At 69.8% G+C, this 16,105-nt stretch carries 17 protein-coding genes; 7 read left to right on the forward strand and 10 right to left on the reverse strand.

Going from position 1 to position 16,105, the window contains the following annotated elements; translation table 11 throughout:
* Positions 1-16 precede the first annotated feature (16 nt).
* Entirely contained in the window at positions 17-1,855 is a 1,839-nt protein-coding gene (gene pknB / locus AC3AQ1_RS08695) for a Stk1 family PASTA domain-containing Ser/Thr kinase (protein WP_370445268.1), read from the forward strand.
* Positions 1,856-2,021: 166 nt separating this feature from the next.
* Here pknB and AC3AQ1_RS08700 read toward each other — a convergent pair whose 3' ends face one another.
* The 4 genes from AC3AQ1_RS08700 to AC3AQ1_RS08715 are packed head-to-tail and all read right to left on the reverse strand — an operon-like array spanning position 2,022 to position 4,351.
* Positions 2,022-2,723 (reverse strand): anthranilate synthase component II, encoded by a 702-nt coding sequence (locus AC3AQ1_RS08700; protein WP_108718660.1) that lies wholly within the window; start codon positions 2,721-2,723, stop codon positions 2,022-2,024.
* Between the two features lie 5 nt (positions 2,724-2,728).
* Positions 2,729-2,884, reverse strand: coding sequence for a hypothetical protein (locus AC3AQ1_RS08705; protein ID WP_180359795.1), 156 nt, complete (start codon positions 2,882-2,884; stop codon positions 2,729-2,731).
* A gap of 1 nt (position 2,885) precedes the next feature.
* Positions 2,886-3,641: a class E sortase gene (locus tag AC3AQ1_RS08710; protein WP_108718661.1), complete on the reverse strand. Its 756-nt coding sequence runs from the start codon at positions 3,639-3,641 to the stop codon at positions 2,886-2,888.
* Positions 3,638-4,351: a DUF881 domain-containing protein gene (locus AC3AQ1_RS08715; protein ID WP_199916442.1), complete on the reverse strand. Its 714-nt coding sequence runs from the start codon at positions 4,349-4,351 to the stop codon at positions 3,638-3,640. Before AC3AQ1_RS08715 ends, AC3AQ1_RS08710 begins: the two co-directional genes overlap by 4 nt.
* Before the next feature lie 299 nt (positions 4,352-4,650).
* On the opposite strand from AC3AQ1_RS08715, the gene AC3AQ1_RS08720 reads away from it, so the two are divergent.
* A complete protein-coding gene (locus tag AC3AQ1_RS08720; RefSeq protein WP_108718663.1) occupies positions 4,651-4,902 on the forward strand; it encodes a cell division protein CrgA in 252 nt (83 codons plus the stop codon).
* A 175-nt stretch (positions 4,903-5,077) separates the two neighbouring features.
* Here the strand turns inward: AC3AQ1_RS08720 and AC3AQ1_RS08725 are convergent, their stop codons facing one another.
* Together AC3AQ1_RS08725 and AC3AQ1_RS08730 are read right to left on the reverse strand one after the other, a co-directional pair.
* Positions 5,078-6,091 (reverse strand): rhomboid family intramembrane serine protease, encoded by a 1,014-nt coding sequence (locus tag AC3AQ1_RS08725; RefSeq protein ID WP_108718664.1) that lies wholly within the window; start codon positions 6,089-6,091, stop codon positions 5,078-5,080.
* Positions 6,092-6,098: 7 nt separating this feature from the next.
* Positions 6,099-6,629, reverse strand: a complete 531-nt coding sequence (locus AC3AQ1_RS08730) for a peptidylprolyl isomerase (RefSeq protein ID WP_108718665.1) — start codon at positions 6,627-6,629, stop codon at positions 6,099-6,101.
* Between the two features lie 257 nt (positions 6,630-6,886).
* Between AC3AQ1_RS08730 and AC3AQ1_RS08735 the strand changes: the two genes are divergently transcribed.
* The 4 genes from AC3AQ1_RS08735 (at position 6,887) to AC3AQ1_RS08750 (ending at position 11,205) form a co-directional block, all read left to right on the forward strand.
* Positions 6,887-7,822 (forward strand): hypothetical protein, encoded by a 936-nt coding sequence (locus AC3AQ1_RS08735; protein WP_159096461.1) that lies wholly within the window; start codon positions 6,887-6,889, stop codon positions 7,820-7,822.
* A 236-nt stretch (positions 7,823-8,058) separates the two neighbouring features.
* The gene (locus AC3AQ1_RS08740; RefSeq protein ID WP_108718666.1) at positions 8,059-8,262 is read left to right on the forward strand and encodes a hypothetical protein; all 204 of its coding nucleotides are present in this window, start codon (positions 8,059-8,061) and stop codon (positions 8,260-8,262) included.
* A 340-nt stretch (positions 8,263-8,602) separates the two neighbouring features.
* Entirely contained in the window at positions 8,603-9,880 is a 1,278-nt protein-coding gene (locus AC3AQ1_RS08745; protein WP_108718667.1) for an ISL3 family transposase, read from the forward strand.
* Between the two features lie 254 nt (positions 9,881-10,134).
* Positions 10,135-11,205, forward strand: coding sequence for an IS110 family RNA-guided transposase (locus AC3AQ1_RS08750; protein ID WP_106817779.1), 1,071 nt, complete (start codon positions 10,135-10,137; stop codon positions 11,203-11,205).
* 286 nt (positions 11,206-11,491) lie between these two features.
* Here AC3AQ1_RS08750 and AC3AQ1_RS08755 read toward each other — a convergent pair whose 3' ends face one another.
* From AC3AQ1_RS08755 to AC3AQ1_RS08770, 4 genes are read right to left on the reverse strand one after another with little or no spacing between them, the layout of a single operon-like run.
* Positions 11,492-12,394: a hypothetical protein gene (locus AC3AQ1_RS08755; RefSeq protein WP_159096462.1), complete on the reverse strand. Its 903-nt coding sequence runs from the start codon at positions 12,392-12,394 to the stop codon at positions 11,492-11,494.
* Between the two features lie 53 nt (positions 12,395-12,447).
* On the reverse strand, positions 12,448-13,407 hold the full coding sequence (locus tag AC3AQ1_RS08760; protein ID WP_108718668.1) for a BsuBI/PstI family type II restriction endonuclease: 960 nt from the start codon (positions 13,405-13,407) through the stop codon (positions 12,448-12,450).
* The gene (locus AC3AQ1_RS08765; RefSeq protein ID WP_108718669.1) at positions 13,404-14,885 is read right to left on the reverse strand and encodes an Eco57I restriction-modification methylase domain-containing protein; all 1,482 of its coding nucleotides are present in this window, start codon (positions 14,883-14,885) and stop codon (positions 13,404-13,406) included. The genes AC3AQ1_RS08760 and AC3AQ1_RS08765 overlap by 4 nt, the downstream gene beginning before the upstream one ends.
* A gap of 58 nt (positions 14,886-14,943) precedes the next feature.
* Positions 14,944-15,750: a hypothetical protein gene (locus tag AC3AQ1_RS08770; protein ID WP_108718670.1), complete on the reverse strand. Its 807-nt coding sequence runs from the start codon at positions 15,748-15,750 to the stop codon at positions 14,944-14,946.
* A gap of 168 nt (positions 15,751-15,918) precedes the next feature.
* Between AC3AQ1_RS08770 and AC3AQ1_RS08775 the strand changes: the two genes are divergently transcribed.
* The gene (locus AC3AQ1_RS08775; protein WP_159096463.1) at positions 15,919-16,065 is read left to right on the forward strand and encodes a hypothetical protein; all 147 of its coding nucleotides are present in this window, start codon (positions 15,919-15,921) and stop codon (positions 16,063-16,065) included.
* Positions 16,066-16,105 lie beyond the last annotated feature (40 nt).

A 16,105-nucleotide genomic window follows, 5' to 3' on the forward strand; every position in this document is an offset into this window, starting at 1 on the left:
GCGAGAGGTTCGATAAGTGGTGGATCAGATCCCACGGGTACTCGCCGGTCGGTACGAGATCGGTGAGCTCATCGGTCGCGGCGGCATGGCCGAGGTGCACATCGGGCGGGACAACCGTCTCTCCCGGCGCGTCGCGATCAAGCTGCTGCGCTCCGACCTCGCCCAGGACTCCACGTTCCAGGCGCGCTTCCGCCGCGAGGCCCAGTCCGCGGCGGCGCTGAACCACCCCAAGATCGTGTCGGTCTACGACACGGGCGAGGACACCCAGACCCTCCCCGACGGCACGGTGCGGCACTCCCCGTTCATCGTCATGGAGTACGTCGAGGGGCACACGGTCCGCGAGCTGCTCAAGGACGGTGCGGCGCTGCCCATCGAGGAGGCCGTCGAGATCACCGAGGGCGTGCTCCAGGCGCTGGAGTACTCCCACCACGCGGGCATCATCCACCGCGACATCAAGCCCGCGAACGTCATGATCACGACCGCCGGCGACGTCAAGGTGATGGACTTCGGCATCGCGCGCGCCGTCGCGGACACCGCCGCGACGATGACGCAGACGCAGGCCGTGGTCGGCACCGCGCAGTACCTCTCCCCCGAGCAGGCGCGCGGCGAGGTGGTCGACGCCCGGTCCGACGTGTACTCCACGGGTGCGCTGCTGTTCGAGCTGCTCACCGGGCGGCCGCCGTTCGTCGGAGACTCCCCGGTCGCCGTCGCCTACCAGCACGTGCGGGAGGAACCGCCGACGCCGAGCTCGGTCGCGGCGGACGTCCCCGAGGAGCTGGACCGGATCACGCTCAAGGCGCTCGCGAAGGACCGCACGGTCCGCTACCAGAGCGCCGAGGAGTTCCGGGCGGACCTCGTCTCGGCTCAGCGCGGCGGTGTCGTGGGCGCACCCGCCGTGGGCGTCATCGCGGCAGCCAACGCGGCGGCCGCGAGCGCGGCCGCCCAGCGCGGCGCCCCCACGCAGATCCTCGGCGGACCGCCCACCGCCACCACCTCGAGCACGCCGCCGGTCCCGCCGGCGGAGGATGACCCGAAGAAGGGTCGGGCCTGGGTCTGGGTCCTCGTGGTCCTGGGGATCCTGCTCGCGGCCGCGATCGTCTGGGCCCTCACGCGCGACACGGGCGAGCCCGACGACACCCCGAGCCCCACCCCCACCGTGACGATGGTCGAGGTGCCGGACGTCGTCGGTGAGACCGAGGCGCAGGCCACCCGCGACCTCCAGGACGTCGGCCTCGTCGCCGTGCCGCAGACCGCGGCGGACGCGACCGTGCCCGCGGGCTCGGTCGTCTCGACCGACCCGGCGGCGGGCGTCTCGATCGCCCAGGGCCTCGACGTCACGATCGTCGTCTCGACCGGCCCGGACGCGCTCGCGGTGCCGGACGTGCTCGGGATGACGGACCAGCAGGCTCAGCAGGCGCTCACCAACGCCGGCTTCACGCCGAAGACGATCATCAAGCAGACCGCCAACAGCGCGACGTTCTCGGCCGGCCAGGTGATGGCGATCGACCCGGGCGTCGGCACGTCCGTCGCCCCGGACTCCCAGTTCACGCTCACCATCGCCACCGGCAAGGTGGACGTCCCGGATTTGACCGGGATGACCCGCGAGCAGGCGCAGCAGGCGCTGCAGGCCGCCAGCCTCACCGGGAACTTCGAGCAGACGCCGAACGGCGACCACGACGCCGACACCGTCATCTCGTGGAACCCGACCGGCTCGGTGGACCGCCTGTCGCAGATCACCGTGCTGATCGCGACCGAGCCGACCGAGGTCGCCACGCCGACGACGCCGCCGACGGGTGAGGCGACCGGGACGCCCTCGCCGGGCCAGCCCGACCCGCCCGGCGGCGGGAACCCGTGACCGACGGGCCGCTGATCGCGCGGATGTGACGAGGAGCCCGGGCCGATGCGGCCCGGGCTCCTCGCGTCTCTCGTCGTTCGCCGTCGCTCGCGTCGTTCGCCGTCGTCCGCCGTCGCTCGCGTCGTTCGCCGTCGTGCGTGGCTGCCGGTCGAGCCCCGCGCGGCCGCTACAGCGCCGCGAGCGGGCGCATGCCCGCGCTGCGCGCGACGGCGTCGGCGTCACCCGTGACGGCGAGCCAGTTCGCGAGCAGCCGGTGACCGCCCTCGGTGAGCACGGACTCGGGGTGGAACTGCACGCCGTACAGCGGCAGGTCGCGGTGCTGGACCGCCATCACCAGCCGGGCGCCGGTCTCGGTCGTCCCGTCGGCGCCGCCGCTCGCGCCATCGGCGCCGCTGCCATCGCCGTCACCGGGACCGGCCACCCACGCCGTCACCTCGAGCACGTCGGGCACGGTCTCGGGGACGACGGCGAGCGAGTGGTAGCGGGTCGCGGTGAACGGCGAGCCGAGGCCCGCGAGCACCCCCTCGCCGCCGTGCGCGACGCGTGAGGTCTTGCCGTGCATGAGCTCGGGCGCGTGCGTGACGGTCGCGCCGTACACCTCGGCGAGCGCCTGGTGGCCCAGGCAGACGCCGAGCATGGGGACACCGGCCCCGGCGCACGCCTCGATCGTACGCATCGAGGCGCCGGCGTCGGCGGGAGCGCCGGGACCTGGCGAGATCAGCACGCCGTCGTACCCGGCGAGGTCCGCCGTCGTGCCCTCGAGGGCGTCGTTGCGCACGACGGTGACGTCGGCGCCGAGCTGCTCGAGGTAGCCGACGATCGTCCACACGAAGCTGTCGTAGTTGTCCACCACGAGGATGCGCGTCATCGGGGTCACTCCACGGTCTGCTGGTCGATGGGCAGGTGCGGCGCGATCGCCGGGAACACCCACAGGAACAGGACGGCGACGACGGCGAGCACGAGCAGGAGCGCCTGCGTCGCCTTGAGCCAGCGCGGGCCGGGCAGGACCCGCCAGATCGCGGCATACATCTCAGCCCTCCCCGGCCAGCTCGGCGGGGCGGCCCGCGTCGCGCGGCACCCAGGACTCCAGCTCACCGTGCACGACGTACCTCTCGCGGGTCGAGAACAGCGGATGGCAGGTGGTGAGCGTGATGGTCGCGGCAGTGGGGGCCGCGCCCGGGTCGCTCGGGTTCGGGGCGATCACGTCCACGTCGGTGGGCGGCACGATCTCGCTCGTCGTCACGCGGTAGACGTACCACGCCTCCGCCGTCTCCACCACGAGCGCGTCGCCCGGCGCGAGCTTGTCGACGGCGTAGAACGGCTTGCCGTGGCTCTGCCGGTGGCCGGCGAGCGCGAAGTTGCCGACCTGGCCGGGCATCGCGGTGCCGGGGTAGTGGCCGATCCCCAACGGGTCCAGCACCGTGGCCCGGTCCACGCCCTCGGTGATCGTGCGCGCGAAGGGGGTGTCGCCGTCGTCCCAGCGCGGGACCCACAGGCGCGCGAACGTCGTCCCCGTCAGCGGCTCGAGCGCGACCGGCGCCTCGCCGGTCCCCGCCGGCGCCACGGTGTCCGGCGAGGGCGGCAGCGTCTCGTCGAGCGTGGCGGACAGCTGCTGCTGGGTCTGGCCGGCCTCGACGTCGGTCCACCACAGCTGCCAGACCACGAACAGGCCGAGGAGCACGCCGAGCGTGATGAGGAGCTCGCCGACGACGCCGACCACGCGGGAGGCGGCCGACGGGCCGGGCGGCCGACGGGCGGCCTCGGGGCGGGCGACGGGCGCGCTCATGCGGGGCCGTCGCCGTCGGTGAGGAGGCTCGCGTGGCTCAGGGTCCGGGTGCCGGTGTAGGCGTCGATCGTGATCTCGTCACGCTCCTGGACCGACCAGCCGAGCCCGAACGCGTCGACGTACTGCTGGTAGACCTCGAGCACGGGATCCTGCTCGAGCGCCTGCGTGAGCTCGTCCACGTCGCCGATCGCCTCGACGACGTACGGCGGGGAGTAGGTGCGCCCGTGCAGGAGGAGGACGTTGCCCACGCAGCGCACGGCGGTGGTGGCCACGACGCGCTGCCCCTGGATCGCGACGGCGTCGGCGCCGCCCGCCCACAGGGCGTTCACCACGGCCTGGATGTCCTGCTGGTGCACCACGAGGTCGTCGGGGTTCTGCGACGTCGCGCCGCTCGGGGCGTCCGAGAGGCTCACGCGGACGCCGGGGCCGGTGAGGGCCTCCAGCCCGGTCTCCAGCGCCTCGGCCGCGGACGGCGCAGCGGGCGCCACGGCGGTGTCCTCCTCGAGCTGGGCCACCTCGGCGCGCAGCTCCTCGACCTCGGCGTTGCGGGTGTCCAGGCGTTCGGTCTCCTGGGCGACGAGGCCACGCAGGTCGTTGGGGCGCGAGGTGTCCTGGGCGGCGAAGACGGAGGCGTTGGTCGCGAACAGGACGCCGGCGACGAAGGCGACGACGCCGACGGCGAGCGACGCGCGCGGAAGACGACGAGCCACGCGCACCACCTCCGAGCCCCCCGACGACCCGTCCAGTGTACGGTGCGCCCCCGCGGACGGGTCGGGCTGCGGTCTCGTCACCGTGCGGCTCCGAGACCGCACCGAGACGGCTCCGGCACGGCCCGGACACGGCTGCGACACGGCCCTGAGCAGCGGTGCACGGCGCCGTCCGGGGCGGCGCGGGCTACCCTGGTGGTCTGCGCGGACCACCGCGTGCGAGCGCTCGTCGAGAGCCCGTGCGCGCGCCCCTCGCCCCGTCCCGACGGCCGTCCACGGCCGCCCGACCCCAGGAGTACGAAGTGCCCGAGTCGCGCACCCGCAAGAAGGCGGCCAAGCCCGCGCCGCTGCCCCTCGCGCCCGGAGCCGAGAAGCCCAACCCGCCGTGGTTCGTGCCGACGTTCGTCACGCTGCTCGTGCTGGGCCTGGTGTGGGTCGTGGTCACGTACGTCTCGAGCTCGCGCTACCCGATCCCAGCGCTCGGCTCGTGGAACCTCGGCGTGGGCTTCGGCCTCATCCTCGTCGGCTTCGGCATGACGATGCGCTGGCGCTGACGCCCTTCCACACACGCGTTCGTCCCCAGCTGGGGACGAACCTGGGGAGAACTACACGGATGTGATTCTCCCCAGGATGGGGACATCCCTGTGGACAGAGGGGGTCCGTGGTCGGCCGGTGCGCCTCGCCCCACAGTCCGTCAGATCGCGAGGCCGGCGCGAGAACGGACGCGCGTCAGCCCGAGACGAGCACGGCGACGGCGACCAGGACCACGGCCACCCCGGCGACGGCGAGCCACTGGAGCGTGGCACCCGAGGTGAGCGACGCACGAGGTGAGGCGAGAGCGCCGGGCTGGTTCGCCGTCGGGCGCGTGGACGATCGTGGCGTGCGCTGCACGGGCAGGTACCCGAAGATCAGGCCGAGGACCGCGCCGACGACCAGCCCGCCGAGGTGGGCCTGCCACGCGACGCCTGCGACCACGAACCCCAGCACGAGGTTGAGCGCGATGACGACGAGGATGCCGCGGGCGTCCCGGCCCAGGCGACGCAGCAGCACCGCGAACGCGGCGAACAGCCCGAAGACCGCGCCCGACGCACCCACGACGGCCGGCGCGTTCGGGCCCGCGATCACGAGGTAGCCGACCGTCCCGCCGAGGGCGGACAGCACGTAGAGGGTGGCGAAGCGCAGGCGGCCGAGGGCCGGCTCGAGCTGGGTGCCCATCAGCCACAGGGCGTACATGTTGAACGCGAGGTGCAGGATCCCGCCGTGCAGCAGCGTGGCGGTGAGGAAGCGGTACGGGTCGGTGAGCCCGAACCGCGGCGCGAACACGAGCTGTCGGAAGACCTCCGCATACACGTCCGGCGCGAGGTAGCGCAGGAGCTCCAGCGCGGTGCACGCCACGATGATCGTGAGCGTCACGACCAGCCGGCCCGGGCGGGAGACCCCGCCGAAGACGGTGCGGGCGACGGGCCGGTTGCGGGCGGCCTCGCGCACGCAGTCCACGCAGTGCACGCCGACCGTCGCTGGTCGCTGGCACTCGGCGCAGACCGGCCGGCCGCAGCGCTGGCACGTCACGTACGAGACGCGGTCGGGGTGGCGCGGGCAGACCGGCTGGCCGGCAGCGGGCTGGCCGGGCTGGCCGGGCTGGCCGGGCTGGCCGGGCTGGCCCGGCAGGCCCCAGCCGCCCGCGGCCCCGCCCGAGGGGTACGGCCGGCCGTAGCCGCCGGGCGGGCCGCCGGTCGCGCTCATCCGCGCGTCAGTCCTCGACGATGTCGATGCTGGAGATGACGACGTCCTTGACGGGCTTGTCGCCGGGGCCCGTGGTCGCGGACTCGATCGAGTCGACGACGGCGCGGCTCGCCTCGTCCGTCACCTTGCCGAAGATGGAGTGTTTGCCCTGCAGCCAGGGCGTCGCGACGGTGGTGATGAAGAACTGGGACCCGTTCGTGCCCTTGCCGGTGAACCGGTCCTTACCGGCGTTCGCCATGGCGAGCAGGTACGGGTCGCGGAAGGTGAGCTCGGGGTGGATCTCGTCGTCGAACGTGTAGCCCGGGCCGCCACGGCCGGACCCGAGGGGGTCGCCGCCCTGGATCATGAAGTCGGGGATGACCCGGTGGAAGATCGTGCCGTCGTAGAGCGGACGGCTGGTGCGCTGGCCCGTCGCCGGGTCGGTCCACTCCTTGGCGCCCGTGGCCAGGGCCGTGAAGTTGCGGACCGTCTTCGGGGCGTGGTGCGGCAGGAGCTCGACCGTGATGTCGCCTGCGGACGTGTGAATGATCGCGTGCATCCTGCGATTCTCCCAGACTCTTCCTCCGGGTGAGGCGGGCGACGACCTCAGGGAGGACGGTGGGTGCGTGCGGGAGCGTGGTCCGGGCGGCAGTGCCCACGTCGGGGTCCCCGACGGGGGAGCGTCCTGCGGCGCCTCCCGTGTGCACGCGCGCAGGTGGGGTGGCACGATAGACGACACGCGCACACCCGCGCGGAACGCGTACCGCGGGCGTCTCCTCGCCCGCACCACACGCTCGACCAGCAAGGAGCAGCCACATGGGACGTAAGGTTCACGTCGATCCCGACGAGGTCCGCGAGCAGGTCAACGAAGCAGGCCGTCAGGCGAAGGCGCTGGCCGAGCAGGGCGTGGAGTGGGCGACACCGCGCATCGAGGCCGCGGTCGGCTGGGCCGCCCCGCGCATCGAGCAGGCCTGGCGCCAGGGCGTCCAGGCCGCCGCGCCGAAGGTGGAGACCGCCGCCTCCAAGGCGTCCGGTCTCGCCGACGTCGCCGCCGTCAAGACCAAGGTCGCCACCGACTCCGCGCACGACGCGCTCGTCGAGATCATCATCCCGAAGATCGTCGCCGCGATGCAGGACGCCGCCCGCGCCGCCGCCGAGGCCACCGAGGGTGCGGCCGGCGCCGCCTCCGCGAAGCTGGACGACGCCGCCGCGGCACTGTCGGGCAAGGCCGGCGACGCCGCCTCGGCGCTCTCCGGCAAGGCCGAGGAGCTGGCCGCGAAGGTCGCCGCCGCCGGTGAGCCCGCGCGCAAGACCCACGGCGTGGGCAAGACGCTCGGCTGGATCGCGGCGGGCGCCGCGACCGCCGCCGCCGGCTACCTCGTGTGGCGCCGCACCCAGCCGCTCGACGACCCGTGGGCCGAGGAGTACTGGGAGGACGCCGACTCCGGCGACGTCTCGGAGTCCGAGGCCGTCGACGCGCTCGTCGACGCCGTCGCCGAGGCGGAGGCGGAGGCCGAGTCCGGCGCCGAGCAGGTCGCCGACGCGGTGGCCGACTCCGACGCGGCTTCGGCCGCCGAGGACGCCGTCGCCGAGGCCGAGGCGATCACCGAGGAGGCCGCCGAGGGCGTCGAGGGTTCGACCGGTGACGACTCCGCGAGCGAGGGCGAGACGGGCGACGGCGAGCAGCCGCCGAGCCGGTCGCGTCGCCGCAAGTCCACCGAGGGCGACGGCGAGCCCTCCTCCGAGGGCTGACGCCCTCGCCCGACGCACCATCCGCGAACGCCCCGCTCCCTCCGGAGCGGGGCGTTCGCCGTCGTGCGCGTGTCTGTCGCCTGGATAGGAGAGGCGACGGCGTGGCCTCCCGCCGCTGGATGTGAGCTGTGTCACATTTCGGGTCCCCGGTGTATCGAACCGGAGTGCTGACGGCACGTAGTGGGTGTGGCCGGACGACATCCGTCGACCGCCGGGCCACGTGCGGAGGGAGATCGATGACGACCACCGAGGATCCGGCGTCGAGCATCGCGCCGATCGGGCCCGCCGCGCTGCCCACGCTCGATGAGCAGCGCTCGCGCCGGCGCGAGGAGCTGCTCCTGCTGCTGGGCCGGGCCCGTGCCGCGCACCGTGCGCGACGACGGCTGCGGATGGCCGGGCTTGGCGAATCGCTGGTGCCGCCGGACCGACGGGAGTCGTGACCCCGGGCGGACGAGCACGCCCGGCGGCTGGCTCCGAGGCATCGTCCGCGGCTGTCGAGCTCGCGCGACGGAGAAGAGAAGGGTGGAAGCAATGGAGCGTTGCGGGAACAGGCGACCACGGGTTGAGGCTCGTTTCCGCGTGGAGTCGAGGCGTTCGCGGGGATGCCGAGGCCGACGGCGAGGCTGACGACCCGCTGATCGGGGTGTCGGCGGAACCAAAGAGGCTCTTCGGACATCCGGTGGGGAGATGGGGTGTCGGCGCGGTAGTCCGGGGGTAGGTGGTCGAGGTCCCCGATGATCAGTAGCGACCAAGCAACTGTTCGTTCCGGAGACCTCGACGTTGACCAACGCTACGGGGTGCCCTGCGGCACCCGCGACCACGGGTCCATGCTCGCGCTGTGACGTGCTGCTCGGCTTGCCGGGCGTGCAGGTCGAGGCGGTGGAGCGCGAGGCAGACCTGCTCGCGGTGACGGTCTCGACGCCGTGGCGTCTGATGGGCTGTCCCGACTGCGCTGTCGTGGCTGCGAGCCGCGGCCGTCGGATGCGGCGCCTTCACGATGTTCCCCACGCCGGGGCACGCGTGGAGCTGCTCTGGCGGCAACGATTGTGGCGCTGCCCTGATCTCGGGTGCCCGCGCGGGATGTTCAGCGAGCAGGTCCCGAGTCTGGTCCCGGCGCGGGGATCGGTCACGACCCGCGCGATCGGGTGGGCGATCGAGCAGCTCCGGCGTGAGCACGCCACGATCAGCGGGCTGGGACGCCAGCTCGGGATCGCGTGGAAGACGGCCTGGCTCGCGATCAGGCCCGAGCTGGAGCGGCTGGCAGCTGATGAGTCCCGGTTCGCCGGGGTCACCTCGCTCGGGGTCGATGAGCACATCTGGCACCACGGCGACCCCCGCAGGAAGGGCCCCAAGGAGCTGACCGGGATGGTCGACCTGACCCGCGACGAGAACGGCCGCCCTCACGCCCGACTGCTGGACCTGGTGCCGGGCCGGTCGAAGAAGGCCTACGCCGACTGGCTCACCCAACGAGGAGAAGCATTCCGGGCCGGGATCGGTGTCGCGGCACTGGATCCGTTCGGAGGCTACAAGAGCGCGATCGATGACGAGCTCGCCGACGCCGTCGCGGTCCTGGACGCCTTCCACGTCGTGAAGCTCGGCACCCAGGCCGTGGACGAGGTCCGACGAAGGGTCCAGCAAGACACCACCGGGCATCGTGGCCGCAAGGGCGACCCGCTCTACGGCATCCAGCGCCTGCTGCGAGCCGGGGCAGAGAACCTCACCGACAAGCAGCTCAACCGCCTCGCGGCCGCGATCGAGGCCAATGACGCTCACCAAGAGGTCTACATCGCCTGGCGCTGCGCCCAGGACCTCCGAGCCGCCTACCGCACCAGGGACACCACCCACGGCCGGGCACTGGCCGAGCAGACCCTGACCACCTTCCACACCTGCCCAATCCCGGAGATCGCGCGACTGGGACGCACCCTGCGCAGATGGCGCGAGGCGTTCCTGGCCTACTTCACCACCGGCCGCGCGAACAACGGCGGCACCGAAGCCATCTGTGAGTGTCTACCTGGCTGGTCCGGGACCGGCTGGTCAGGATGGTTCCGGTCGCGCTGAACAGCGTGTGACTCTCGAAGCAATTGGCCCGCTTCGGCGGTGCTCTTCCGTTGAATTGTCCACGCTGGGAAGCGCGGCCGGCACCGTCCGGCCCACCTCGGTGACCTGATCAGGAGACTGTCCGACCCCATCTAGATTCACGGGGTCGTGGCCCATCACAGATATGCCCCGACGTGACCTCTACCCGGGCCGGTGCCGGCCGCTTGGCGACCGAGACATCACATCCCCGTCACGAGGAAGGAACGTCGATCACCATGTCGATCGTCGCGCACACCCGCCCATTCGTCATCGGCGTAGACGCCCACGCCCGAACCCATGCACTCGCCGTGCTGGCCTGCCCGACCGGAGAGGTCCTCGATGAGGCACAGTTCCCAGCGACGACTGCCGGCCTTGCCCGTGCCGTCGCCTGGGTCGCACGCCGCACCGGCGCGGACCTCGACGCGCTCTGGGTCATCGAGGGCGTCGGCACCTACGGCGCCCGCCTGGCGCGTGCAGCTGCCGATGCTGGGTACGCCGTGGCCGAGGCACCACGGATGAACGCTCGCGCCAACCGCGGCGTGGGCAAGTCCGACCCCCTGGACGCTCGCCGGATCGCTCAAGCAGCCCTCCCGCTCGACCACACCCAGCTGCGTCTGCCGCGCACCGACGAGGGAGCCCGGGCCGCCCTGCGGATCCTGATCGCCTCCCGCGACCACATCACCAACGAGCGCACCGCCGCGATCAACGCCCTGATCGCGCTGCTGCGGGTCGTCGACCTGGGGATCGATGCCCGAGGCACCCTCAACACCGGCCGGATCAGCGAGATCGCCGCGTGGCGCGCCCGCGCCGAGGAGCTCTCCATCGGCGTCGCCCGCGCCGAGGCCGTCCGCCTCGCCAAGCGTGTCCGCACAGCCGACAGGGAGCTGGGCGACCTCACCCGCCAGATGACCGCCCTGTTGAACGAGAGCCCCGCCGCGGGCCTGCTGGACCAGCCGGGCATCGGACCCGTCACCGCCGCGATCGCCTACGCTGCGTGGTCGCACCCCGGCCGGATCCGCTCCGAAGCCGCCTTCGCCAGCCTGGCCGGCGTCAACCCCATCCCGGCCTCATCCGGCAACACCGTTCGACACCGTATCAACCGCGGCGGCGACCGACGCCTCAACCGCGCCCTGCACATGGCCGTCGTCACCCGCATGCGCATGGACCCCGAGACCCGCGCCTACGTCGACAAGCGCACCGCGCAGGGGCGCACCCCGCGCGAGATCCGCCGCTCGCTCAAGCGCTACCTCGCCCGTCAGATCTACAGGCAACTCAACGCCACGATCACACCTGCGGCGGCTGCTTGACATACATAGGAGATTCAACGGGATCATCGAACTCGCACGCCGCCTCGCCCGCGGCTACCGCAACCGCGACAACTACCGACTACGCATGCTCCTCGCCGCCGGCGGACTCACCCCCTGACCCCCACCGGATGTCCGAAGAGCCACCAAAGAAGCGACCTCGAACACGGCTCACGGAGAGCGAAGTGGACGCTATGCGAACAGCCCGAGCTGCCGGTGTCAGCGTGACCACATTGGCGCGCCGCTTCGGCGTTCACCGCGGCACGATCTGGGCGAAGACGCGGTCCAACTAACGGGGTTTCGGGACGAGATGTCCGAGATGAAGATACTCAAGCGCGTAGTCTTGCATCTGCCGCGGGTACAGCGTCGCATCGTCATCCAGCGCGAATCGTGCGGGGCCGAGGCGATCCGCTGGCGTCGCAGCAAGAAGCTCATTGAGGAGAGGAATGCCCTCGGCTTTCAAGAGATTCACAGCAGTTTCCGGTCGAAGGAATAGCCAGTCCGGTCCTGCAAGGTCAATGCCAACAAACTTCGTCCAGCCCGCAGCGGTGAATGTGTCGATGATCTCTCGGTGCCCATTCGACTCGAGCGTCAGGATTGCCTTAGTGTGAGCTGGGTCTCCTTGGTGGGGCGCTGAAGTACCGACGTCTGGCATGCGCTTATGGATGGTGTTGCGGAAAGCCCGAATTGCCTGGAAGTAAAGATCGCCAGGTGTCCCGTCGTCCATGAGCTCCGCTGCGCGGGGTGCGACTAGACGGACTGAATCACGGAAGCGCCTGCGCTGCCACGCCATTGCCGGATAGTTGGTCTGGCCGCTGAGAAGCCCGTTGATGATCGCAATGGCGTCGAACGCTCCGACCATCTGGATGTAGGTTAGCGTCGTTGCTTCGAGAAGTTCGTCCAATCGGTCAAGCGAGAAGTCGCTGTCCTCAGTTAGCCGCGCAAGCCGGGTGCTCCACACGATGACTCGGGTGACTCGTCGCAAGATCGAACTCGCCAGATTCGCAATCTCACTATGTGCAGTGTTCTGGTGGTCAAGGTGGTGCCACACGCTCGCCCAATCTGGGATGATCGCACGCGCGCCCGCGTCCGCAAGCCGCTCGTCACTCAGCGTTCGCAGATCGAGTCCGTAGAGGGGATGCCCTTGTGACAGGTTCTCTAGTCGTTGTGGGCAAGGAGCGTGCAGGAACATCTCATCCCCAGCCGGGGTAGTTGATTGGCATTGGTGAATCTGCAACCGACATGTCAAGCGTACGGTCCGAGGAAGCGTTCGCCGTTGTAGTGGATCATGTGGGTCGGGTGGTCGGCGCACCAGACTTCGGATTCCCAGGCGATCTTGTCGACGTACTTGCGGAACTCTGCCCGGTCGGGGAAGCACGAGACGTAGACAAGGCCTGCCGTTGACTGTGCGAACAGGTCGGCGAGTTCGGCTTGGCGTTTCGAGTCGACGGGGCCGTGTGAGCTTGCTGCTTCCAGGAGCACGAGCCAGTTGCGGTCGGGGAGGTAGATGACGAGGTCGGGCATCTTGCCGTGCTCGTCGACCTCGACGTTGAGCGAGGACAGCGTCTCTCGTTCGAAGAGTGCCCACTTGTCGCCAGCATCGCCGATGTAGAGCACTTGCCCACCGGGCGTGAAGCGCGGGCAGAAGTCTTCGACCATGGCTTTGAGGAGCACGTTCTGCCCGCCGGGCGTCAGGGTGAAGATCGAGCCGTCCGGGAGTGTCAGCGGGATGCGATCCATCTCGCGCGCGGCCGCGTAGCGTGCTTTGAGGCCGGGCAGGTCAGCAAGGTATCGGTCGGTTGTAGATTGCCAGGCGTCGGTGCCGTAGGCGCGCAACACGTCCAGCGCCTCTCCTGTGACCTGGTAGTTCCACTTGGGCGAGTTCACGGGGCGTTGCGGCTCGTCAGGGTTCTGGACGACGAGTTGTGCTTCCACGAACTGGTGGAGCGTGAACCGGCGGACGGTCTCACGAGTGTTCGGCGCGTAGTCCTTGCCGTACTCGTCGCGGATGAAGTCCATGATCGCCCGGGTTCCGAGCATCGGGTTGGCTGCATCTGCCCATGACTCAGCGGGTGTGAGCCGCAGGAGGGCCAGGAGCACGAGCGCGGAACGCTCGTTGCTGCGCTCCGCATCCATGCCGAGCGTCTCCAGGGCGATACGGGCGTCTTCGACTCGTTCGTAGGCGTCGTTGCTCAGCTCGCTCATGCTGCGATCAGCTCCTTCACAAGCGAGTCGACCTCCTTCTGCGACACGACGGAGTTCTTCCCGAGACAACGCAAGGTCTCGATGGCAGGGAACCGTAAAGTGCGCAGGTCGGTGGCGTTGACCTGCGTATGGCCCGAGAAGGTGCGGAAGAACTTATCGATCACGGATGAGTTGAGCCAGACAGCGAGGCCTCTTGCGAGCTCTTCGTCCAGCCCGCGACCTCCGATGTGGAACACGTTGAGGTGGTTCTCGAAAGCTACTTCACCAGGGTTGTCGTTGGGTGACCAGACTGATGCCACGATCCGTCGGCGCTCTTCCTTCGCACTGAATCGCTTGACGACGGTGTACCAGCCCTCCGGCAAAAGCATTGCCCGATCCTTGTCACTGGTCGGTTGGAACCACTGTGGCTTGCGAATTGGTCGCGGCCAGAGCACTCCGCCGTCACGGAGATTGCCAGGATAAATCAGCGGAACCGCGCCAGGCAGTTCGACGCCGCTAAGCGCCTGGCGTGAACGGAAGTCCACTACCCGGCCGGTCGAGACCTGAACACCAATGTCCGTCAGTGTGCAAGGCTGAGCCAGCACCAGTTCGGCAACCATGGTGTCGTCTGCGTCGGTCGCCAGCCGAATGAATCGGTTGGGATCATCAGGAAAGACCACGTCGTTGTAGGGAACGACGCGAGAGGCGATGTCGTCGGTATGGTCGCGGCTCACCGAGAGTTCAACGACACCGGGAGCGGCTCCCCGAGTTCCGCAGAAGATGACGTTCTCCTGGAGTACACCCGTGTCGGCGAAGACGGTAGAGCGGGAGTCGAACACGTGTACCCGGTCGAGCGCGATCGAGTCGAGCAGGTGGGCGCGGAACGCTCCGAAGTACGGGCCGTTGAAGAATGATCTGGGTGTGATCGCGACGATCTGCCCGCCGGGCCGCAGTGCTGCGACAGATAGGGCAAGGAACGCAGCGTAGAGGTTCGGAGCATCGACTCCAGCCGCCCGCATGGCGGTTCGGTGTGAACTTGACACCGCCAGCTTTCCGTAAGGCGGGTTCTCGATCACTAGATCGAACTGCGCTTCCAGATTGAGTGAGGCATCCAAGCCAGTGGAATCGAGAATGAAGTCCGCCTCTACAGACTCGGCCACTACTCGACCTTCCCCAGCGCGCTCACACTCGGCGAGGGTTGCCTGAAGGTGTGGCAGCACGGCAGGATCGCGTTCAATCGCGACGATCTCTACCGACAGCTCCGGCTGTTCTGCCAACACGCGGCGCACCAAAGCTGCGGTGAGCATGCCGGAGCCGGCTCCAGGATCGAGCACGCGCAGTGTGCCGGTCGATGGCAGGCTCGGCAGGGAGGCGATCAGTTGAGCGGCGGCAGCGGGGGTGAAGAACTGTCCCAGGTCGCTCTGCGTGCGCGCGTCGAGACCGCCGAGGGCGGTGACTCGCTCGACCTCGGCGATGCCTAGGAGGTCTGTCGCCAACACGCTCTCATCGTATCTGGGACCACCGACAGCGACCGGGGAGCACGCCGAGCGCTACTGGTCAATCGCTCCCCATCGGCGGATGCCGCCGGGTCATGAGCTGCATGTTGCGCCTGTGTTTGTTCCTCAGCGTCGACTCGTCGGGCGCAGCAGGGCGACGGTCATCGGCTGCTGCACGCTTCACGAGCGCCTCGTAGAGGACTTCGACGTTGTTGTAGAAATCCCAGAACCGTGACTGAGCCGGGCTGAACGCTTCGTAGTTCTGGTCAGCGACGTTGTCGATCAGCACCCACATGGCCTGGACGAGAGCATCGTTGTCGTAGAGCACGGCATCGATGCAGTCGCTCCTCGGATGAGGTACCTCGATGCGGCGCTCCCGCACCTCGGTGACGACCTTCTCGACTACCTGCACCTTCACCGCACCGTCTCGGTGGGCGCGACGGTCTTCGTAGGCGGCCTTCCGGCAGGCGGGCGAGCAGTACAGGCGCGGCCTGCCTGTGGGCTTCACTTCCTTGAGCTTGGTGCCGCACCTGGCGCAGGTGGTTGGCAGCTCGACCCGACGTTCGACCCGGACGGTTCGGTCGCGACGGCGCTGCTCCGCCTGCTTCCGTTCACGGAGCCGTGCAGCCCGGTTGGCGTTGATCTCGCTGAGCAGCACGATCACGCGCTTCCGCTCCGCCCGCACCGTGGAGTCAGGTTCGTCCCGATCGACCGCGGCAAGTTTCTTGAGTACGCGCCTGTTCAGGGTCGGGAGCGCCAGGGTCGCTTCGAGTAGCTCGGCCTCGTCGCCCGATTCGAGCGCGGCGACCCAGCGGGAGTAGCGACCGTTGAAGTCGGTCGCTGAGGGGTCGTAGCGTTTGGTGGCCATGTTCTACGGTACGTCGGGTTTCGTCACCGACGTAAGTGTCCAGTCCTCGATCTGCAAGATGCGTGTGACCTCAAAGTGGAGACGGGCGGACGGGCGAAGGTGTGCATCGTGTGGAGGCCCGTGCACCTGCCTGGCATGCGAGGCGACGAGAGGAATCTGAGGCTGCGGGTGACGCGGCGCGAGGAGCCTGACCTCGGCACGCTGATCGAGTGGGTGCTGGGCATCGCCGAGGCTCGTCACCGCGCCTGGGTGAACGGCGAACCCGACCCCTACGGGCTTCCACCGCCCGAGGACCTGGCGTCTGCGCGCCACTGAGTTCTTCGTTCTGTCAGGGGTGCGCGAGAGGATCGACACC

This window comes from Miniimonas sp. S16, from assembly GCF_057748195.1.

What these genes read in the sequence shown, in the direction of transcription:
- AC3AQ1_RS08755 (WP_159096462.1), bottom strand. Translation starts at nt 12,394, where the DNA reads ATGTTCCTGCACGCTCCTTGCCCACAACGACTAGAGAACCTGTCACAA.
- AC3AQ1_RS08735 (WP_159096461.1), top strand. Translation starts at nt 6,887, where the DNA reads ATGGGACGTAAGGTTCACGTCGATCCCGACGAGGTCCGCGAGCAGGTC.
- AC3AQ1_RS08725 (WP_108718664.1), bottom strand. Translation starts at nt 6,091, where the DNA reads ATGAGCGCGACCGGCGGCCCGCCCGGCGGCTACGGCCGGCCGTACCCC.
- AC3AQ1_RS08770 (WP_108718670.1), bottom strand. Translation starts at nt 15,750, where the DNA reads ATGGCCACCAAACGCTACGACCCCTCAGCGACCGACTTCAACGGTCGC.
- AC3AQ1_RS08730 (WP_108718665.1), bottom strand. Translation starts at nt 6,629, where the DNA reads ATGCACGCGATCATTCACACGTCCGCAGGCGACATCACGGTCGAGCTC.
- AC3AQ1_RS08760 (WP_108718668.1), bottom strand. Translation starts at nt 13,407, where the DNA reads ATGAGCGAGCTGAGCAACGACGCCTACGAACGAGTCGAAGACGCCCGT.
- AC3AQ1_RS08700 (WP_108718660.1), bottom strand. Translation starts at nt 2,723, where the DNA reads ATGACGCGCATCCTCGTGGTGGACAACTACGACAGCTTCGTGTGGACG.
- AC3AQ1_RS08710 (WP_108718661.1), bottom strand. Translation starts at nt 3,641, where the DNA reads ATGAGCGCGCCCGTCGCCCGCCCCGAGGCCGCCCGTCGGCCGCCCGGC.
- AC3AQ1_RS08750 (WP_106817779.1), top strand. Translation starts at nt 10,135, where the DNA reads ATGTCGATCGTCGCGCACACCCGCCCATTCGTCATCGGCGTAGACGCC.
- AC3AQ1_RS08740 (WP_108718666.1), top strand. Translation starts at nt 8,059, where the DNA reads ATGACGACCACCGAGGATCCGGCGTCGAGCATCGCGCCGATCGGGCCC.
- AC3AQ1_RS08705 (WP_180359795.1), bottom strand. Translation starts at nt 2,884, where the DNA reads ATGTATGCCGCGATCTGGCGGGTCCTGCCCGGCCCGCGCTGGCTCAAG.